Raw genomic sequence first — 18,046 nt, 5'->3', positions numbered from 1 at the left:
CGGTTTGATAAAGGTACAGGAGCGCCGAGCAGCTTTCGGTTACTACTTAATGGAATCAGTCTTGCCCAATGGTTCAGGCAGAAGTACGATGAGTTCAGAGCAGCGATGGGGATTAAGCCCAAACAGAAGCCCGAAATGTGTCAAAGCAGAGGTTTTAAGACATAGTTCGCTATGTATCAAACAATTAGTTTTTCGAATTCTACTCACCGGAGCATGAACAGTACTTTGAAGTAAAGGATATAAGTTGAAAATAAATAAGGAACCGGATAATTCTAAAAAATTACAGCTAAGTCTTAATGGGGAGAATATTTTGGATTGACTTGGGAGGAAATTTAAGGAGTTCCAGCAGACTATGAACCTGTATTTCAAGTCGAAATTCAAGAAGAGTAAGGATTTTAGGATATAATTATCTCTTCTTGTTAAAAAAATCTATCTTTGGGAATATTATCTGTACATTATCTTATCAGTAATAAATATGCATTTAGGATTATTGAGTGAGACAATTATTCTCATAAATACTGATTTTTTAAATCAACAAATTTGTTTTACCTTGGATATATATAAGGAGGTGTATCCTTTTAAAGATTTTGATAAAATCAATTTGGAAAACTTACTCTACCAATTTGCATTAAATGCAAGGATTGAAGAAGTAGGACATGTTGTTGATGTGATATTTGCATATAAACTTAATAGTAGCTTTTTGACTCATTGTATTCCTGAGGATGTTTTTTGTTTCATTGATTCAAACCAAGTAAAGGTGGAAACAGAGATAGGCTCTTTTAGGATTCGTTCCTTTTTTGCTGATCAAAATGAGACATGTAATGAACATTACATTAACATATTAAAAGATATATATCGAAATCCAAGAGTATCTAGAATAGTGATGGTCGCCGACAATTACGAATTAAACAATGAAATTCTAATGATGAATGATAGTAAGAGCCTTTTCTTTTTAAAAAAATACCATGATACAGAAATAGAAATTCCAGTTAAATATGTTAATATCAATTATCCTATAGCATATGCGCTTGGGTTAGCAAAGAGTGAAATATAGTGTTTTGGGAAAAATGCAATATAAGTTATTTTGAAATAAATCACAGAGAATTTGTGAAAATTAGTGGTTTAGAGGTGCAGAACAAAAAGTCTTATTGGGTTTATATATCAAAAGAATCGTTTGCCAACCTTCTAAATGGTATGCCCATCAACATTGCTCTAAAAAATTACTCATTAGATATAAAAGAGTTTTTAATTTGTGGATTTGCTCCAACAAGTGACTCTATCTTTGTGTCTAAACGTATTCCAATCCAAAAGGCATTTATAACTAATGCAGTCGCAAATTCAATTGTTTTTTATGCAATTACCTATTTAAACAACAAAGGCCTGTCATTAAGCGAAATACGAGATATAAAAGCAAAGTATTCGTTCAAAAATATAGAAACTCGTTTTTTTTGTATAGATGAATTGAAAGCGTCTTTTATCAACCAAAGCGTTTTTTTTCTCAAATTGTACCAAGAAATGAATAATAATAACTGTTTTGAATATTTTGTAGATTATCTCGAACAGCAAAATAGATTCAAAGACGTATTTAAGCACTACAAGGATCCACTTTCTTTGAAAATTCAATATAACAGAAGAATTTTTCATGATAAGTTAGAATGTTTTTTGATGCGTTCTAATTACGAGGAAGAGACATTCCATAAAAACACTGGAGTTTTCAACGAGAATAATATTTTGAAATCTCAAAACTATTATATCATAGACAAACAATATTTATTAGAGTTAAGGATGAGACTTTGCAAATCATGTCAAGGGTCTTAGTCGTTGTGTGCAAATTGTGTGCAAACACAAAACAAAAAGCACCTACAGATTCTTCTGTAAGTGCTTTATTTCTAGGCAGTGGTCCCACTTGGGCTTGAACCAAGGACTCCCTGATTATGAGTCAGGTGCTCTAACCAACTGAGCTATGGGACCTGATCAGAGACTGGCTCTGAAATCGGGTGCAATATTACGACTTTTTATCGGTTCACGCAAGCGTTCATTGAAAAAGTTTAGTGACTCCTATGGCGCAAAACAGGCTCTTTACTTGGTCTTTTTTATCGCTCTATCGTAAGTAGATAATAGTGAAGAATCAATGAATAGCGTATAAAAGAACTCATATCGGTCTTGCTCGCACTCAAAATAAAAACTTCATTCTGTAAAATATTATGTCGGCTTGCTTGTCTTCCCAATTAAACGGTATATCGAATAGGTAGGTCTAATTTTAACAGAGAAAATAATGCTTCATAAAAAGAAAGAAGGGAGAACAGTCTCCTTAGAGATAAATAAAGAGAAGTGTAAAGGGTGTGGTGAGTGTGTAGACATCTGTCGTCGCAAAGTACTTGATATGGATTATGGGCTGGACAGGGATATGGCTAAAGTGGCTTATCCGAATGACTGTATTGGTTGTGGTAAATGTTTGACCGTATGCAGTGTTGAGGCAATCGAATTAACTGTTGACCACGCTAGAATTTCTCAAAATCAGGTTTTCGCAAAAAGGAAAAAGAAGGTTTGGGTTATTGCCGGTATTATAATACTTCTGATAGGAATGATTATTGCTTGTAACTGATGTGAGAGGGCACTCTTTAAGCACGTAAGGAATACGGTTGGTCACATAATAGCCATAACTTTTCTTACCTTTGCTGAAAATATACCGCATGAAGAGAAACACAATAACCTTCTGGTGGAAAGCTGCCCGCCCCCAAACACTATCCGCCTCGTTAAGTCCGGTTCTTATTGGTTGTGCTGTAGCTTGGCGTGATGGGGTCTTTCAGTTTATTCCGGCATTTTTGTGTGTTCTTGTTGCCCTGTTGGCACAAATTGCCAGTAACTTCGCGAATGACTATTTTGACTTCAAAAAAGGGGCGGATAACGAAGACCGGTTAGGCCCTTCGCGTGCGGTTGCATCTGGTTGGATCACTCCACGTGCGATGTTAACTGGTACTTTCATCACACTTGGATTGTCTTGTTTCTGTGGTTGCTTTTTACTCTTATACGGCGGCTGGATATTACTTCCGGTCGGGATACTTATGGCGGTGTGCGTATTGGCCTATTCAGCCGGGCCGTTCCCTTTAGCCTATAATGGACTTGGAGACGTCAGTGTCTTGTTGTTCTATGGTGTAGTCCCTGTCTGTTTTACCTATTATGTGCTGGCACTATCTTTCTCATTATTGGCTTTTCTCCTGTCTCTGGCTATCGGTTTTCTATCGATCAATATACTTATTGTCAATAATTATCGCGATTACGAGCAAGATAAGGTGGCTCGTAAAAAAACAACAATCGTTCTATTCGGACGTAAGTTTGGACGCCTTTTTTATCTGATAAACGGGTTGATCGCCCTGATCGTTATTTCTCCTTTTCTTCTAGAGGCCAATTGGTGGAAAACTTTTCTGGCCGGATTGTTTTTCGTTTTGTTTCTATCCACCTGGAAACAATTAAGCCGGTATAAAGGGCGTGAACTTAACAAGACATTAGGGCAAACCGCCCTCAATGTGATGTTATTTACTTTTCTTACTCTATTACTTCTCTTTTTATAAATCGGACCAAGCAGCGGAAAGGAAGCAAAACTACAATTTGTCAGTTTTTACATTTTGTTATTTTATCCCCTCCAAGATTCGTCTATTTGAAGTCAGCCATAGGCTTGTTCATGAAAATCGTATGGATTTGGGGTTTATTTTTATAACAGTGCTTGATTTTCATTTTGTCATGCCTATTTTTGTAGGTTCTAAAAAATCACGCTTCTGGAAAAAATCAACCGGTTTTCAACCCCTTTTTTCGACCGTTTTCAACACCTAAAAAAATGATGCTAATGATTGGCTCGAACTATTTAGATGTTCTTCCAAAATCATCTGCACCATTTTTTAAATCATCCAGATAAAATGAGAGAGTGAACCAGAATAAATTGTAAAAATCGCCTATATTTTGTCTGAAATCCTTAGAATAGCCACCTGTTTGACGAAAAATAACGAAAGTATGTGTTATGTAAAAATGGAATTTTCACAATTTATGTTACGAATAAACTATTTTTAGCAACAATATGATAAAATCAATAGTTCGATTATACATTAAACAATGTATATTTTATAATTATCATTACATTTGTTGAACACGTTATTTCTAAGTAGTCTAAAATATAATTATGAAAGGAGTTCGTATGAAAAAAATCGTATCATTTTTGTTCATTGCATTATTTCTTATCGGGTGTGATCATGAGGGTACGACTCCGCCACCTGTGATACCGGAAACTCCCGAAGAACCAGTCGTAGAGCAGAAAGATTTCAGCTTGACACCTATTGAAAGACAAATCAGTCAGCAGAATAACCTCTTTGCTTTCGAATTGCTGAAAACAGTGTATAAAAACGAAATACCGGGAAAGAATATCCTTATCTCGCCATTGAGTGCAAGCCTTGCTTTGGGGATGCTCAATAATGGAGCAGATGGCGTAACCCATGAGGAGATGCAACGTGTATTAGGGTATAAGGACATTTCGCGCGAAGCGATGAATGGCTATTTCCAGAAAATGATTGACATTATGCGCGAAATTGATCCGGATGTCGCATTTAGAAGTGCTAATTCGATCTGGATAGAAAACCAATTTCCGGTACTCGATGCCTTTATCGATACCAATAAAACATTTTATGATGCAGAAGTCCGAAATGAAAATTTCTCTGATTCGGAAACAGTTAATCTAATCAACAACTGGTGTTCGGAAAAAACGGAAGGGACAATCCCTGAAATTCTGGATCATGTAGATGCGAATGCTGTGATGTATCTGATTAATGCCTTATATTTTAATGGACCATGGACAGTGCCTTTTGATAAAGAACTGACTACAGAGGAGATATTCTACAATCAAGATGGGCAAGAACGTTCTGTTCCGATGATGAATATGGTACTGACTATTAATTATTCAGAAAATGAACGATTTGCTCTTGCTGAATTGCCCTATGGAAATGAAGCTTTCAGTATGATATTTCTACTGCCAAACGAAGGTATATCTATAGCCTCGGCAATCAAAGAACTGAATGAAGAGACTTTTTATGGGTTAAGAGGAGCCTACACACAATTTAAGATTCCACGGTTCGAAATAACCTACGAGCGGTCGCTCAATGACGATTTAATCACGATGGGTATGCAAGCGATGTTCGACAGTAATGCCGATTTTTCATCCATTCACCCCACTGCTCCGTTAACAGTATCAAATGTGTTACAAAAAACATTTATTGAAATTACCGAAGAGGGAACAGAGGCGTCTGCTGTAACTATAGAAAAAATAATTGGGGCAGATCTGGATGGAGAACCATCTATCAATACATTCCACCTTAACCGCCCGTTCCTTTATTTAATAAGAGAAAAGAGTACAGGCACTATCTTCTTTATGGGGGTAGTTGAGAATCTTTAAAAAGGATATCCTACCGCCAAATGCCAGTTAAATGCATTGTATTTGCCGTCGAACGGATTGACATTGAAGTATCCGCTTTTGTCTGTTTTGTACGGGACATGTAAGCCAAAACCGAAGTCCAGACGGAGTAAAAGGAAAGAGAGGTCATAACGCAGACCAGCACCGGTACCTAATGCCATATCATTGAGAAACTCGCCGGCTTTCAACCGGGAATCGGAACGGTCGTCGGCCCGCATACCCCAGATGCCCCCCCAATCCATAAAAAGGGCTCCGTTAAGTGCACCGGCCACATTAAAGCGGTATTCCAGGTTGGCTTCGAATTTAATATCTCCGATACGGTCGATATAGGCGTAAGGATTTTGATAGTTCTCCCATTTCTCGGGATCTCTCGGAGGATCAAATCTTCCGGGACCGATAGAGCGAATCGTAAACGCACGAACACTGTTGGCTCCTCCTATGTAGAATTGTTCGCTATAGGGAGAAATTGTTGCATTCCCGTAACTGTAAATAACACCTGCCATTGCGCGGACTACTAACCGGTTTTTACGATCTATACGGTGATTGTAGCGGGCTTCGGTCGTTCCTTTAATAAACTGGGCAAAAGGGACGCCGAATAGTTCTTTTCCTTTTTTATTGAACGCTTTTCCAAAGAGAGCAGCGGTGCCGTCGATGAGATTGCCGGCTTCGGTTATAGTCGTCGACCAGGAGAAATTGCTTCGGTCGGAGACCGGTGAATTGTCATACGTAAAAGTATAACTCATTGCCGGGATAAATTGGCTTTTCAGACTTTCATAAAGTCCCTGGTTCGAACTGGCGACGCTGTCGGAAAAGAACTGGGTTGGATTCAGTTTATTGTAGGTCAACCGGAGTGGGCTGATCTGATGGCGGGTCGTTGAAGTCGGTCTGAAATCATAGGTCATACTCCCACTGAATGAAAGCATTTTGAAATACTTCGGACGGTTCAATAGATCACCACTTACTTTAAATGTCGTACTTGAGGGTTGTTTCAAGTCGCGATAGATATATCCCGGGAAAAGAATAAAAGGAATAGTCAGGGTTGAACTTAATCCAAGTTCATAACTGTTTATTTTTGATTTATTGCCTCCTCCCTGATTGCCGGTTTGCCATTCATAGGCTCCCCTGAGTTGTAATCCGACTATTTCACCTCCTTTGAACGCATTCCGTCGTGTGAGCGAAAAGATTGCTCCCGGTCCGGCATAATTATTATCTTTTGTACTGGCGTTGATTTCAAATTCACCGTCATAAGGGAGGTCATAGACCGTATTGATGTTGACATCCAGTATATTGTTTTGCCGGAAAAGAGAACTTCTTCTTTGCAGACTATCGAGCATATTCATACCCAGTCTTTCCTGATTCGGGTTTCTTCCGGCTTGACCTCTGCGCACGGAGTCACGGACATTGCGGCGCGGAGCGTATTGAAACTCGGCATAGCGGAACGCATTGAGTCGTGATAATCCGGTTTGTGTCCGTTGTTGTTCTTCCAACGTATAGAGATCTCCCGGTTTAAAGCGTAAGCGTTCGTATAATACAGCCGGACGGATATGGAGTTTTCCTTCGTAAAAAATGGTCATGTCTTTATAAACCAATGAATCGGTTGTTTTTTCGCCATTATATCCACCTATATGGATGTTGATTTTTCCAATGCGATAAGGGGTCAGTGCATTAGGCGGAGTTCCGTCTTTACGTGCAACCTGTAGCCATACTTTACCGGGAGAGATCAACGTATCTGCCTGATAAACGATGTATTCGGGGCGGTAATAATAGAAACCGTTATTACGCAGATCGGAAGAGATACGTTGTCGTTCGTTCTCCATTTTGACCACATTGAATTGCTGATCTTTCCGGAGTAAAGTGTTTTTGAGATTGGCACTGATGATCGTATCGACAAAATGGCGCATAGACATATAACGGATACTGTCGTACCGATAGGCCTGGTTCATTGTTATATGGTAGCTGATCTTGGCTTTCAATGAGTCTTTTTTATCCGGAATGATCTCATACGCACTTTGCCCGTTGAAATAACCGTTTTCGCGTAATACGTTGTGTGCTACGGCAACACGCACATCAGGATTGACCGTTGTTATGAAAACAGGTTTGGCGGCAAATTTTTCAAAAATCCATTTTCCGAGACCTCCCTTATATTTCTGAAAGCTGTTGTATATCCATAAGCCGACCGGAAGGGGAAGACGAGTGGTGGAACTTCCGAAGAGTGAATTATTGGGAGCATAGTCCAGAGCAGCTTCCACTTCCTGCATGGCCAGATCTCCTTCCGGTGTTTTATCCAGATCGACAACTTCTATCCGCTCTATTCCGGTATATAGGATTTCTCCTTCCGGTAGATTTCTTGTTGTCGAACAACCTGCCAGAATAAGTAACACGATAAATCCGTATATCAATAGATGTATGGAGATTTCTTTATTCATCATCAACTGTTTCCTCCTCTTTTTCTGTGACAGGTGTCGTTTTTTTCTTCCGGAAGTCAAAGAGTTCGCGTAAGTGTAACACTTTTTTTCGTAACACAAGGCCAACACCGGTTTGCACCACTTCGCCTTCCAACATATCATAATTGCGGTCGTAAAAGAACTTGACTGTTTTTGATCCGGCCACATCCAATAGGTATTCCGCCGCAAAATTATCCAGGAAAGATTCTGCCTGTTGCTGATTTTCCATGGCGACTTTGCCTCCTACGGTGACTCTGATGCGGTCGTTATAAAAACGTTTGGAGAAACTGAATGTCAGATCACGTTGCGTCTGACCTTCCGATTCGTAAGTGTCTAATCCCAGGTTGATATCTACCCCTTTGAGTACATCCCCAGCAATATTGTTGACCTCTCCCATCAGGAAATTACTGATCACGGCATCTACATTTACGCCCGAACCGGATCCCATATAAGAACCTGTAATCATCATATAAACCGCCCATCGCGTTCGTTCGTCTTCACCCAAACTGGCCAGTTCGGTCATAGACTGCTGATCGTCGACCGCATTGATAATAAAAGTCATATTCATATTGTCGAGCCGTTCCTGTATACTGATACCGACATCGAAGTTGGCTCTTCGCTGGTTGCCGTCGCGTGTAATTGTGGCTCGCATCCGTTCGGTGGCCATCACATCAATCCGCGGATTCATAATCTCCCCGTCCCATTGCACGGAACTTCCCTGATGGATATTGAACTCTTTGAGCGGAACGACCGGCAGTGCATATTTTACAATCCCTTCAGAGAAGGTATACCGTCCGTTCAATACCATATCCCCCTGTTTATTCATCTGGAAGGTGAGGTCGCCTCCACCTTCTACTTCGACGAAATTGGATTGGTCGGGGGTTAGATCAACACGCATTTGTACGGTCGGATCAATGTGTAAAGCCATCAGCATATCCATACCGCTTATACCTGTCGCAGCCTGATTCCTACGTCTGCGGGTCAGCGTGTCGGTAAAAGAGGTGAACGTTACGAGACCATCCATCCGATCCTGTATACTTAACGGAGAGTCTGTCAATACATAAGTCATATCCGTTCCTCCCAATAAATGAGCGTCACCTCTTACGACCAGCCCGTTGAAAGGTCCTTTGATGGTGGTATCGAAGTTCATCAGAAGCCGTCCGTAGACCAAGCTCTCCTTTGTCCGTTTTGCCTCGAGTACCTGCATGTTTTGGGCTGTCATTTTCAGATCAGTCCTCATACGGGAGAGGTTGGAGAGGTCGATATTCCCGTCGATCACAAAAGGATTATTCCCTGCGGAATAGATATTGTATTTATTCAATGTGATCAGGCTTTTGTCGACTGTTATCCTCTTGTTGTCGAAACGAAGACGTGTATCTGCCATTCCTAAATAGACGGAGCTACTATCCAGCTGGATAAAACCGTCGAGAACCGGCTTGACGGTAGAGCCGGCAATCGACACTTCCCCGTTCATAGCCCCATCCATATGAGCCATCCGACCGGGGATGAACGGATTGAGCATGTCTAATGGAAGTTGAGATACGTTCAGCGTACCTTGCATACTGGTCGTTTGTTTCCCCGTATGGAGAAGGGCATAAGCGGAACTGATTTCCGATTGATCGTGATAGAGATGCACGTCGACTTGGTGTTGGGCATTTTCTAAAGGGAGGTAGACTGCATTGAGCATCATTTCACCGACACGGCCGTTTTCATAATAAAGTTCATCGACATTGACATCGGCTACCACCATAAACGTATTGTCTATCGGTGCATATTGCAGGTCAGCACTCAATATGCCTTTCATAAGTGGTAATTCGGCAAATCCTTTGGAGACCACATCGAGATCGATCTGACTCAATTCAGCGTGCAGTTCGGGATAATCGCCTGCTCCCGGCATGGAGTGTATCCAGAGTGAAGCATTCCGAGGTCCGGTAAACCGGATATCGGCCTCGATCTCTTGCATACTTTTAAATAAAAGATAGTTATCCGGATTCAACTTGAACGGATTGAAAGCGAGAACAACTTCTTCAGGATATAGTTGAAAACGGAATCCTCCGGATATTTGTTGTATACGAACTCCGACTAATAATCCGGTTTCACGCAGGTGATTGGTATATAAAAATTCGGCATTAGCATATCTATAACCGACTGAGCCGCGTACTTCCGCCGTAAAAGGCATTTGTTGACGGTACCTGTTTTTAGCCACACGAAGCCCAAAGAGTAGCCCTGTCGAGTCGGGGCGTATATTCGCCATGATGGTATCGAACTGAAGCGTATCCCGCCGTAGTCCGAACAAACCGGCGTCCATCAACAACCCGTTTTCGGGGGATGTCGAGGCTTTTATCTGTATCGTATTATAGAGAATATCATATTGTCGTAAAATCGTGTAAAGGGGATTTTCCTTTTCGGCATTGATCGTCAGGGTCAAATCGGGTAAAGCAGGACGCAGACCGGCTATATTTACTGTAGAGTCTTCTTTTAATTGAAGATTGACTTCGTCATTGATTGCTGCCAGTTGATCGATCATTGTTTCCAGATCACCATTTCCTGTCAACACGATTCCCAGATCACCGGAGTGAAGAGAGAGCCTGGTGGTATCTTTATCAGTTCGGGCAAATAGGGTAAGCATCTTAGGATTGAAGTGCATATCAGACGTATTCAGATCCCAGTTTCCGATAGTGATATCTACTTTATGTTCTTTTTCCAAATCACTCTGAGCCTCACCAAAAAGCTGGAAAGAGGTTGAGAGCGGACGGTCTATCAAATGTAAGGCATAAAGATCGAGACTGTCTACATCCATGATTAACATCCCTTTGGTCTCTTCTTTTCGGATAGAACCATCGAAAGAGATATCCATATGAGCAACAGGATATTCACTCTTTAATCGGAAAGTGGTCTGATGTTCTTTTAAGGCTCCCTCAAGTGTGACATCGGCGATATGCATTGTCCCATACTGGATATCCGATATCCGGCCGTTTATAGTTGCCCATGTACTGTCTGCAAAAAGATCGGTCCCTTGACCTTCTATCTTCAGGTTGGCTGAAACCCAAAGTAGAGAATCGCCCGGCATAAAGTGTACCGGTTCAAGGCTGTCGGCATTCAAGGCGACCGAATAAGCCTCTTGAACGAGATGGTATTGGGCCACTAGATCGATTTGCCCTTTATCTTCTGTCAACTGCAAGTGAGTATGCAGTTCCTGATCATGTAACCCGAGATTTCCGGATAGTGTTATATCTTGTGGAATACGAAATTGATCGCGCTGGGTGGTTGGTAATATACCCAACAGAAAGTCGAGATTACCGGTTTGGCTGTGTATGTTGAGATCAGCAGTACGACGAATACTATCCATTACAGCTTCCATTTTCCCTGAAATATTAATCGTTAATGCATCAGGGAGTTCTACCTTCAACTGACGCAAGGTAAGTAAATTTAGATTACCCTCTACCCCAACCGTCAGACTTAAAGGGTGGTTGGGATATAACTGAATAAGATCGGTGGGCACTCCTTGAACACCTGTGAAAATATCGTTCTCCCCCAGAGATGCTGTTAGTCTGGCATTCAGTGATCCTTTTGATTGCTCCTCGAATACACTCCAGGGAATGGTTGCGACGAATGCAATTTCCGAATCAGGCGTTTTGAGTATTAATTCAGGGATTTGAATGGTGGTACTGTCGCTGTTTATATTTCCATGTAAAGCATTGATATTTAATCCAGAACGTTCTTCTGCTGCAAATTCTTTTATGTCTACATTGATTGCTCTATCGTGATACACGATGGATTCAACAGCAATATTTAATTGGTCTAATGCGATATGTGCAGGGTCAAATCCAGGTTGGGGTATCCGTTCATCCCCATCATAATTAACGACGGAACGGGATAACTCAAAACGGGAAGCCTCATAATGGGAAGTCGCCAGGTCAATCGCTCCATGACTTAATCCGGCCCGATCGATATACGTACTTATCCGTAGTGAATCTTCAGGCATTTGCAACGCCAGACAGAGATGTTCGAAATCAATCTTTTCGAGGTTGAGTATCCAGTTGAGAGGTTCCGAAACAGCGGTCTCTTCTTTTTCCGTAGCGGTTATCTTTAAGGTGATTGCCGAGTCGGAAAGTTTAAGCGCATTTAATGTCGCTTTCTCCTGTATCAGGTCAATCCGGTCGGCACGTGCGGATAATTGTTGAATGGTACCTCTTAATTCGGCGCCTTCGATCAATGATCCGGTATTTATATGTGCATTTTCGAATTCAATAGACTCGACTGATACTACTTTATGAAGTAACGGTATAGGGTTGAGACTGATCGTTAGTCGTTCCAACGTAAGTATTGTATCAGAAGAGGAAGTTAAGATTTCGGTTTCGTATATAGACAAATCGAGTGGAAAGGATAGGCGGATCTTCTCTACTTGTATGTGCATCCCGGTGGCTTTGCTGGCATAGCGGGTGGCTTTCTGGACGACAACGTTCTGAATGGGAGGGATATATAAAAGTATGATTACGAATAATACCAATACGATTGGTATGAGGCATATGATCCCTACCCATTTAATCAATCTCCTCATCTCTGGACGACTTAGGTAGCTGTAAATATAAACGTTTTATCGTGCAGATTGTTTTGTTTTACGGTGAAAAATATGCGCTTTATTTATTATACTTCCAACTGTTATTTTCTTTAGAATTAATTCCCTTTTGTTGTTTTTATGAGAATGACGCCTGCCGCCCCTTTTATACCGTATTGCGTGGTCTCCTTAAGGACGGTAATCTCACTGACATCGTAAGCCGACATATTCAATGATCCTCCCTGGACACCATCGATTATCACTAACGGATCGGAACCGGCGTTGAGGGAGGTGATACCACGAACCCGTACCGATTCACCGTTGACAATAACTCCACTCATACGCTGCAACAAACACAATACATCGGTGCATCCACTTTCCTCTATCTGAGATTTATTCATAGTATCCGAACTTAAGAGTTTACTGCGTTGGCGCAACATATGTTGTACGAGATAAGGGTCATCCATAGTCGTCGGTTCGGCAGTAAATGATCCTTGGCGTAACATGATATTTAAGATATCGTATCCCCGGACGGGAATCTGGACTTCTCGTTGTTCACTCTTTATGTAGATATAGAGTGTATCGTTGAGGTTGGCATTGGGGATTCTGAATATCCCGTGTTTGTCGGTTTTCACTTTGATTGGTTTCTCTTTTCCTAATCTGACTTGATGCCGTTTGACAATTTTGGTATCTGCGTTGCGAAGGATCCCGATCAAGGTATCGTTTTGGGCAACTACCGAATGGCTCAGCGTCGCCAGTAGGATGAGAATAAAGGTATGAATGTTCTTTTTCATGATCGTTTTCTTTTGTGTGTTTTTCTTTATCATATGACTGTTTACAAATGAAATACCCTATACATTATTGGAGAAAAAATAAAGTTTCATTTATGGTTCCATAATCAGTTCGATTCTGTTCTCTTGATCAATCAACTCTTTTAAGAATATTCTGACCTTGTCGGGTGTCAGCTTTTGAAGCGTTTCCTGATAGGAAGTATAACTATCTATTCCCCTATAATAGTAGTTGTCGAGAATATTTAGCCAATAACTATTTTCTTCCTGGTTCTCGGCATATCGTTTGAATAGATTGTCGATCGTTTTCTGGAAATCTTCCTGACGGGGGCCTTCTTCTGTGATACGGTTGAGTTCATCACGAATGATGGTATTCATCTCGTGGAAGCGTGCCGGATCGGTATCAAAATAGATTTGCAGCGTGGTTCGTCCTTCAGGAAAGAGGGAAACACGTGCAGAAGTTTGTACCCCATAAGTTGCCCCCTCTTCTTTTCGGATTTTTTCGGTGTATACCAGGTCGAGAACCTGTTTGAGAATGGTGGCAGTCAACGCATTTTCGAGGGTATAAGCCATTTGTCCGGAGTAGAGACTAATCACGGATGCCTTGGGGGTTTCCATGTGACGGTTGAACCGTTTATTTATTCCCCCTTTTTGAATTGGCGGGAAATTCGCTTCGTTGGGCGCGTCTATATGTCCGGATGCAGGTAGCGATGCCAGGTATTGTTTGATATAAGGTTTTATCTCTTCGATATCGATATTTCCCACAAAGGTAAATACAAATCCGGAGGCATCGTCGAATCGTTCGTGATACATCTGAAGAAGGCGCTGATAACTGATGTTTTCAAAATCGTTGGCTTTCAACCGTTGGGTGCGTGGGTTGCCTGCATAAACAGTTTGCATCAGGGTGTCGCTGAAAGAGACCATCGGGTCTAACTCCAGATTGTATAATTGGGCTTTGATACGAGTCATGTACGACATATAGGCATCATCATCCCGGCGTGGGGCGGTGAATGAGAGGTAGATCAACTGAAAGAGCGTCTCCACATCTGCTGGGGCTGCCATACCGTTGACACTTTCATTATCGGTGCCGATAGCGGTTGAACAGGAGACCTTTTTCCCAGCCAGTCGTTTGTTGAGGTCGATCGCCGAAAACTCCCCCCAACCTCCAAGTCCGATAACGTCGTTGATCACTTTTAAGTTGTCGACGTCGTGATCATCAAAGAGCGTTGTTCCTCCTGAACGGGTAGCGGTCATGAGGATCTGGTCTTTTTTGAAATCGGTTTGTTTCAATACGACTTTAATACCGTTGTTCAATGTGAGTACGTGAGCATTGAATAATGGATCATTTTCTTCACGGACGATTGTTCCGGGCGTAGGCAAATGAGGAATCAGAGGCTCATCGGAGACGTTTTCAACATATGGCTCAACGGGAAGATTCCGGGCTTCTGTAAAGACCTGGAGCAGTTCCTCTTCTGTAGGATATGTGAGTTCTTCTTTGTCGGGACCCGTTAATCCGATCACGATATTTTTTTCACCGATGATACTACTGATATATGCGTTGATTTGTTCGACAGTCACCGTTTCTGCGATCTGTTGGATCAGTGCGTACTCCATTTCAATGCCGGGCGTATAACCTCCTTCGGTAAAATGGCTGACATACTCCTGCGAATAACTATCGTTTTGCTGGTTGTCGCGTTCGTTGTAGGCCGACTCGTATTGTTTGAGGATGTTTGTCTTTGCCCGTTCATATTCCGAAGGAGTGAAGCCGTACTGTCTCATGCGTTCGGTTTCATTGACCAGTGTACTCAATGTAGAATTGATTGCGCCTTCTTCTGCAATGGCTGTGACTGTCCAGGCCGCTTTTGTACGGGCCACCATATAGTCGCCATCAAACGATTGAGCGAAAATAAACGGAGGGGTAGGTTGTAGTACCATCTCGTCGAAACGGTCGTTCATCATGGTTGCGCTGGCACTGCGGATATAATCCATGACCATCCCTGTGATCGTTGCATTGACTTCGGTCGGGAGTTTGTCGTGTTTGAAAAAGAGATAGAGGATATGATAAGAGGCCTCTTTATCTTTGGCGATAGAGACCAGGGGAGTGTCGTTGTCGGCGACTTCAAACTGTATTCTTTCTGCCGGATCATTGGGTGCAGGGATATCACTAAACAGGGTCTGTATTGAAGACTCCACATATGCGACATCGATATCTCCTACAATAATAATCGCCTGCAGATCGGGGCGGTACCATTTTTTGTAATAGTCGCGTAATTCTTCCGGCCGGAAGTTATTGATCACATCGATGGTCCCGATCGGCATCCGGTGGCCGTATCTATTGTCCGGGAACATTTTAGGCAGTTGCTGTTCCCATAACCGGGCTTGTGCATCTTGACCTGTCCGCCACTCTTCGCGGATTACGCCCCGTTCTTTTTCGATAGCGGTGTCAGCGAGTGCTAAAAACCCCGACCAATCATGCAGGATAAGTAGGCAGGAGTCGACAGTCGTTTGTCGTTCGACAGGAGCATTCATCAACATATAGACTGTTTCGTCAAAGCCGGTATAGGCGTTCATGTTTTCACCCATACGCATACCGATACTTTCGGTATATTTATCCATACCCTGTTCGGGGAAGTGTTTGCTTCCATTGAATGCCATATGTTCAAGGAAATGGGCCAACCCCCTCTGATTCTCTTCTTCGAGAATAGACCCTACCTTTTGTACGATGTAAAAATCAGCTCTGTTTTTCGGTTTCTCATTGTGTCTGATATAGTAAGTCATACCGTTCGAAAGTTGCCCATAGCGTAGATTGGGATCTATCGGTAGCGGTTGATTGCTCTGCTGAGCCGTAAGTGTTGTCAGATGAACAAAGCAGAGTATAATAATGGTTGAGAAAACGTTTTTTGAGATCATTGTTGTTTGTTTTTATAGCGATAGAATTGACAAATCTAATAAGAATTTCGAAGCGATCGTAAAAGATTTTTAGAAGTTCTTGAACACTTTTCTGTTAGAGGTACCTCTAAAATGATTTAGACGTACCTCTAAATCGATTTACACCTACCTCTAAATTTGTTTAGAGGTACCTCTAACAGAAAACAGACCTACGTGTAACAGAAAAACGAATAGCATATGACAAAAAAACAGTCAGCATACTGTTTGTAGTTCTATATGGTCTTTTCTTCCCTCTGAAACCCGAATCTCTTCCGGACTCACGTCCATTTAGCTGAAAATTCCCCCTTTTTGGGGGATTGACAACGCTTGTTATTCGGATATCTTTGCTTGAAATAAATCTACCCGAAAGGGACTAAAAACGGAAAAATATGAAATGGTTTCTTGAAGCATTGAAGAAGTATGCCGATGGCCGCGGAAGAGCCCGGAGAAAAGAGTATTGGATGTTTGTATTGTTCTATATGCTGTTCTTAATCTTATTTGCGGTTATTGATGTTACAGCAGATTTAATCCCCGACGATTTTATCCGTGCCGGTCTTCCCTACGGGGTTTTTACGATTGCCTATTTATGGTTGATAATTGTTCCTTTCTGGGCTGTCTCTGTGCGGAGGTTGCATGATACAGGAAGAAGTGGATGGTATTTGATCCTTGCGTTGATCCCGGTGATAGGGGGTTTCTGGTTGTTTGTTTTGATGTTGCTTGAGGGGACGTATGGCGAGAATCGGTTTGGAGCGGATCCTAAAACGGCTTCTACCCAATGGGGTATTGAGCGCAGTGTGGCGAATACGTTTCTGGTGGCTTCGGTGGCGATGTTGATCATGGCAGGCGTAAATATATATACTATGGTGACACTTCATAACGGATTTGCGGTTGGTTTTATCCAGTGGTTTGTCACTCCGTTATTCTTATTATTGATTGGTCTCTTTTTGCGCCGTGAGGGGAAGGATAGTCGGAGTGCAGCCTGGTGTATGGTGTTGTATGGTGTGTTTGCGTTCTTTCTGAGTATTCTTCCTTCTGCGCAAAATATAGAAAATTTTGGTTTGGTGAATATCCGGTATACCGGAGGTATTGCTTCCTCTTTTTTAAGCGCCTTGGGCTTATTGCTTATCGGGGTACAAACGATCCAACATAAGAAGAGCCGGACGGCTATTATATTACTGGTCACAGGAGCCATTTTATCGATTGTGTTCGTCTTGTTCAGAAATGTGGGGTCTGTCTCTTTTTATGAACCTTATATTTTCCTGATCGGGAATGCAGGGGGGCTCACGAATGTGGCGTTTATCTTACTGGGGTATTCGCTATGGAAAAAGGAGGAGGTTATGATCGCACGGGAAATTCCTGCCATACAGCCGAATCCAGCATCTGCAAGACCTGCTGTGCAACGTCCACAGCCGCAACCGGCGCCACAGGTCTCTTCGGGATCTGCAGGTCGTTATCCGATATTTACCGGAACGGGGGTGTGTGATGTTTGTAATCGCCCACTGATAGGGGTTCAGGCGTATGCGGTACCGAACCATGTGTTCTACAATTCACCGCTATATCGTGCTTACTTTAAACGGACTTTTCCCGGCATGACAGATGCCCATCTCAGTATGATGCAGATGAAAGATCAATCGGCCGGTTCGGCAGTTTGTGAAAAGTGTATATACATGTTTTAATCACAGGAAATAAGCATTAATAACATAGGGGGGGTGTCCAAAGGACTTTTTGGACACCCCCCCTTGTGTTCTATTCGTTATCAGGTATTGGTTCCAGGAAAATGCTTTGCATACATAAAATAATTTATTAGTTTTGTTTTATTAAATATTTATCTCCATGATCTCTGTAATAGTGATATAATCCTACCAATAAAACA

General features: G+C 42.0%; 11 protein-coding genes and 1 tRNA gene. 7 read left to right on the top strand and 5 right to left on the bottom strand.

Annotation, left to right across the window (positions count from 1 at the left end; translation table 11 throughout):
* The first annotated feature begins 475 nt into the window (after window positions 1–475).
* Together M2135_RS09040 and M2135_RS09035 are read left to right on the top strand one after the other, a co-directional pair.
* Window positions 476–1,054: a hypothetical protein gene (locus M2135_RS09040; protein ID WP_280748162.1), complete on the top strand. Its 579-nt coding sequence runs from the start codon at window positions 476–478 to the stop codon at window positions 1,052–1,054.
* 53 nt (window positions 1,055–1,107) lie between these two features.
* The gene (locus M2135_RS09035; protein ID WP_280748161.1) at window positions 1,108–1,818 is read left to right on the top strand and encodes a hypothetical protein; all 711 of its coding nucleotides are present in this window, start codon (window positions 1,108–1,110) and stop codon (window positions 1,816–1,818) included.
* A gap of 79 nt (window positions 1,819–1,897) precedes the next feature.
* On the opposite strand, the gene M2135_RS09030 is transcribed toward M2135_RS09035, so the two are convergent.
* Window positions 1,898–1,971, bottom strand: a tRNA-Ile gene (locus tag M2135_RS09030).
* Between M2135_RS09030 and M2135_RS09025 the strand changes: the two genes are divergently transcribed.
* From M2135_RS09025 to M2135_RS09010, 4 genes are all read left to right on the top strand, one after another.
* Window positions 1,964–2,110, top strand: coding sequence for a hypothetical protein (locus M2135_RS09025; RefSeq protein WP_280748160.1), 147 nt, complete (start codon window positions 1,964–1,966; stop codon window positions 2,108–2,110). The genes M2135_RS09030 and M2135_RS09025 overlap by 8 nt on opposite strands.
* A gap of 165 nt (window positions 2,111–2,275) precedes the next feature.
* Window positions 2,276–2,605, top strand: a complete 330-nt coding sequence (locus M2135_RS09020; protein WP_280748159.1) for a ferredoxin family protein — start codon at window positions 2,276–2,278, stop codon at window positions 2,603–2,605.
* A gap of 88 nt (window positions 2,606–2,693) precedes the next feature.
* Window positions 2,694–3,572, top strand: coding sequence for a 1,4-dihydroxy-2-naphthoate octaprenyltransferase (gene menA / locus M2135_RS09015; protein WP_280748158.1), 879 nt, complete (start codon window positions 2,694–2,696; stop codon window positions 3,570–3,572).
* Window positions 3,573–4,189: 617 nt separating this feature from the next.
* Window positions 4,190–5,437 carry a serpin family protein gene (locus M2135_RS09010; protein ID WP_280748157.1) on the top strand — a complete coding sequence of 416 codons (1,248 nt, stop codon included), beginning with the start codon at window positions 4,190–4,192 and terminating at the stop codon, window positions 5,435–5,437.
* On the opposite strand, the gene M2135_RS09005 is transcribed toward M2135_RS09010, so the two are convergent.
* From M2135_RS09005 to M2135_RS08990, 4 genes are all read right to left on the bottom strand, one after another.
* Window positions 5,434–7,884: a BamA/TamA family outer membrane protein gene (locus tag M2135_RS09005; RefSeq protein ID WP_280748156.1), complete on the bottom strand. Its 2,451-nt coding sequence runs from the start codon at window positions 7,882–7,884 to the stop codon at window positions 5,434–5,436. The two genes, M2135_RS09010 and M2135_RS09005, sit on opposite strands and share 4 nt — an antisense overlap.
* Window positions 7,874–12,460 (bottom strand): translocation/assembly module TamB domain-containing protein, encoded by a 4,587-nt coding sequence (locus M2135_RS09000; RefSeq protein ID WP_280748155.1) that lies wholly within the window; start codon window positions 12,458–12,460, stop codon window positions 7,874–7,876. The genes M2135_RS09005 and M2135_RS09000 overlap by 11 nt, the downstream gene beginning before the upstream one ends.
* A 116-nt stretch (window positions 12,461–12,576) precedes the next feature.
* Entirely contained in the window at window positions 12,577–13,251 is a 675-nt protein-coding gene (locus M2135_RS08995) for a TonB-dependent receptor plug domain-containing protein (protein ID WP_280748154.1), read from the bottom strand.
* Between the two features lie 90 nt (window positions 13,252–13,341).
* Window positions 13,342–16,155, bottom strand: a complete 2,814-nt coding sequence (locus tag M2135_RS08990; RefSeq protein WP_280748153.1) for an insulinase family protein — start codon at window positions 16,153–16,155, stop codon at window positions 13,342–13,344.
* A gap of 407 nt (window positions 16,156–16,562) precedes the next feature.
* On the opposite strand from M2135_RS08990, the gene M2135_RS08985 reads away from it, so the two are divergent.
* On the top strand, window positions 16,563–17,849 hold the full coding sequence (locus M2135_RS08985) for a DUF805 domain-containing protein (protein ID WP_280748152.1): 1,287 nt from the start codon (window positions 16,563–16,565) through the stop codon (window positions 17,847–17,849).
* The last annotated feature ends 197 nt before the right edge of the window (window positions 17,850–18,046 follow it).

Origin of the sequence: Parabacteroides sp. PF5-9, from assembly GCF_029893105.1 — a bacterium.
GTDB lineage: Bacteria > Bacteroidota > Bacteroidia > Bacteroidales > Tannerellaceae > JARXWG01.
Note: the sequence above shows the minus strand (reverse complement) of the source record. Positions and strands in the feature narration are given on the sequence as shown.

What these genes read in the sequence shown, in the direction of transcription:
- M2135_RS09000 (WP_280748155.1), bottom strand. Translation starts at nt 12,460, where the DNA reads ATGAGGAGATTGATTAAATGGGTAGGGATCATATGCCTCATACCAATC.
- M2135_RS09005 (WP_280748156.1), bottom strand. Translation starts at nt 7,884, where the DNA reads ATGATGAATAAAGAAATCTCCATACATCTATTGATATACGGATTTATC.
- M2135_RS08985 (WP_280748152.1), top strand. Translation starts at nt 16,563, where the DNA reads ATGAAATGGTTTCTTGAAGCATTGAAGAAGTATGCCGATGGCCGCGGA.
- M2135_RS09020 (WP_280748159.1), top strand. Translation starts at nt 2,276, where the DNA reads ATGCTTCATAAAAAGAAAGAAGGGAGAACAGTCTCCTTAGAGATAAAT.
- M2135_RS08990 (WP_280748153.1), bottom strand. Translation starts at nt 16,155, where the DNA reads ATGATCTCAAAAAACGTTTTCTCAACCATTATTATACTCTGCTTTGTT.
- M2135_RS09010 (WP_280748157.1), top strand. Translation starts at nt 4,190, where the DNA reads ATGAAAAAAATCGTATCATTTTTGTTCATTGCATTATTTCTTATCGGG.
- M2135_RS08995 (WP_280748154.1), bottom strand. Translation starts at nt 13,251, where the DNA reads ATGAAAAAGAACATTCATACCTTTATTCTCATCCTACTGGCGACGCTG.
- menA (WP_280748158.1), top strand. Translation starts at nt 2,694, where the DNA reads ATGAAGAGAAACACAATAACCTTCTGGTGGAAAGCTGCCCGCCCCCAA.
- M2135_RS09025 (WP_280748160.1), top strand. Translation starts at nt 1,964, where the DNA reads ATGGGACCTGATCAGAGACTGGCTCTGAAATCGGGTGCAATATTACGA.
- M2135_RS09040 (WP_280748162.1), top strand. Translation starts at nt 476, where the DNA reads ATGCATTTAGGATTATTGAGTGAGACAATTATTCTCATAAATACTGAT.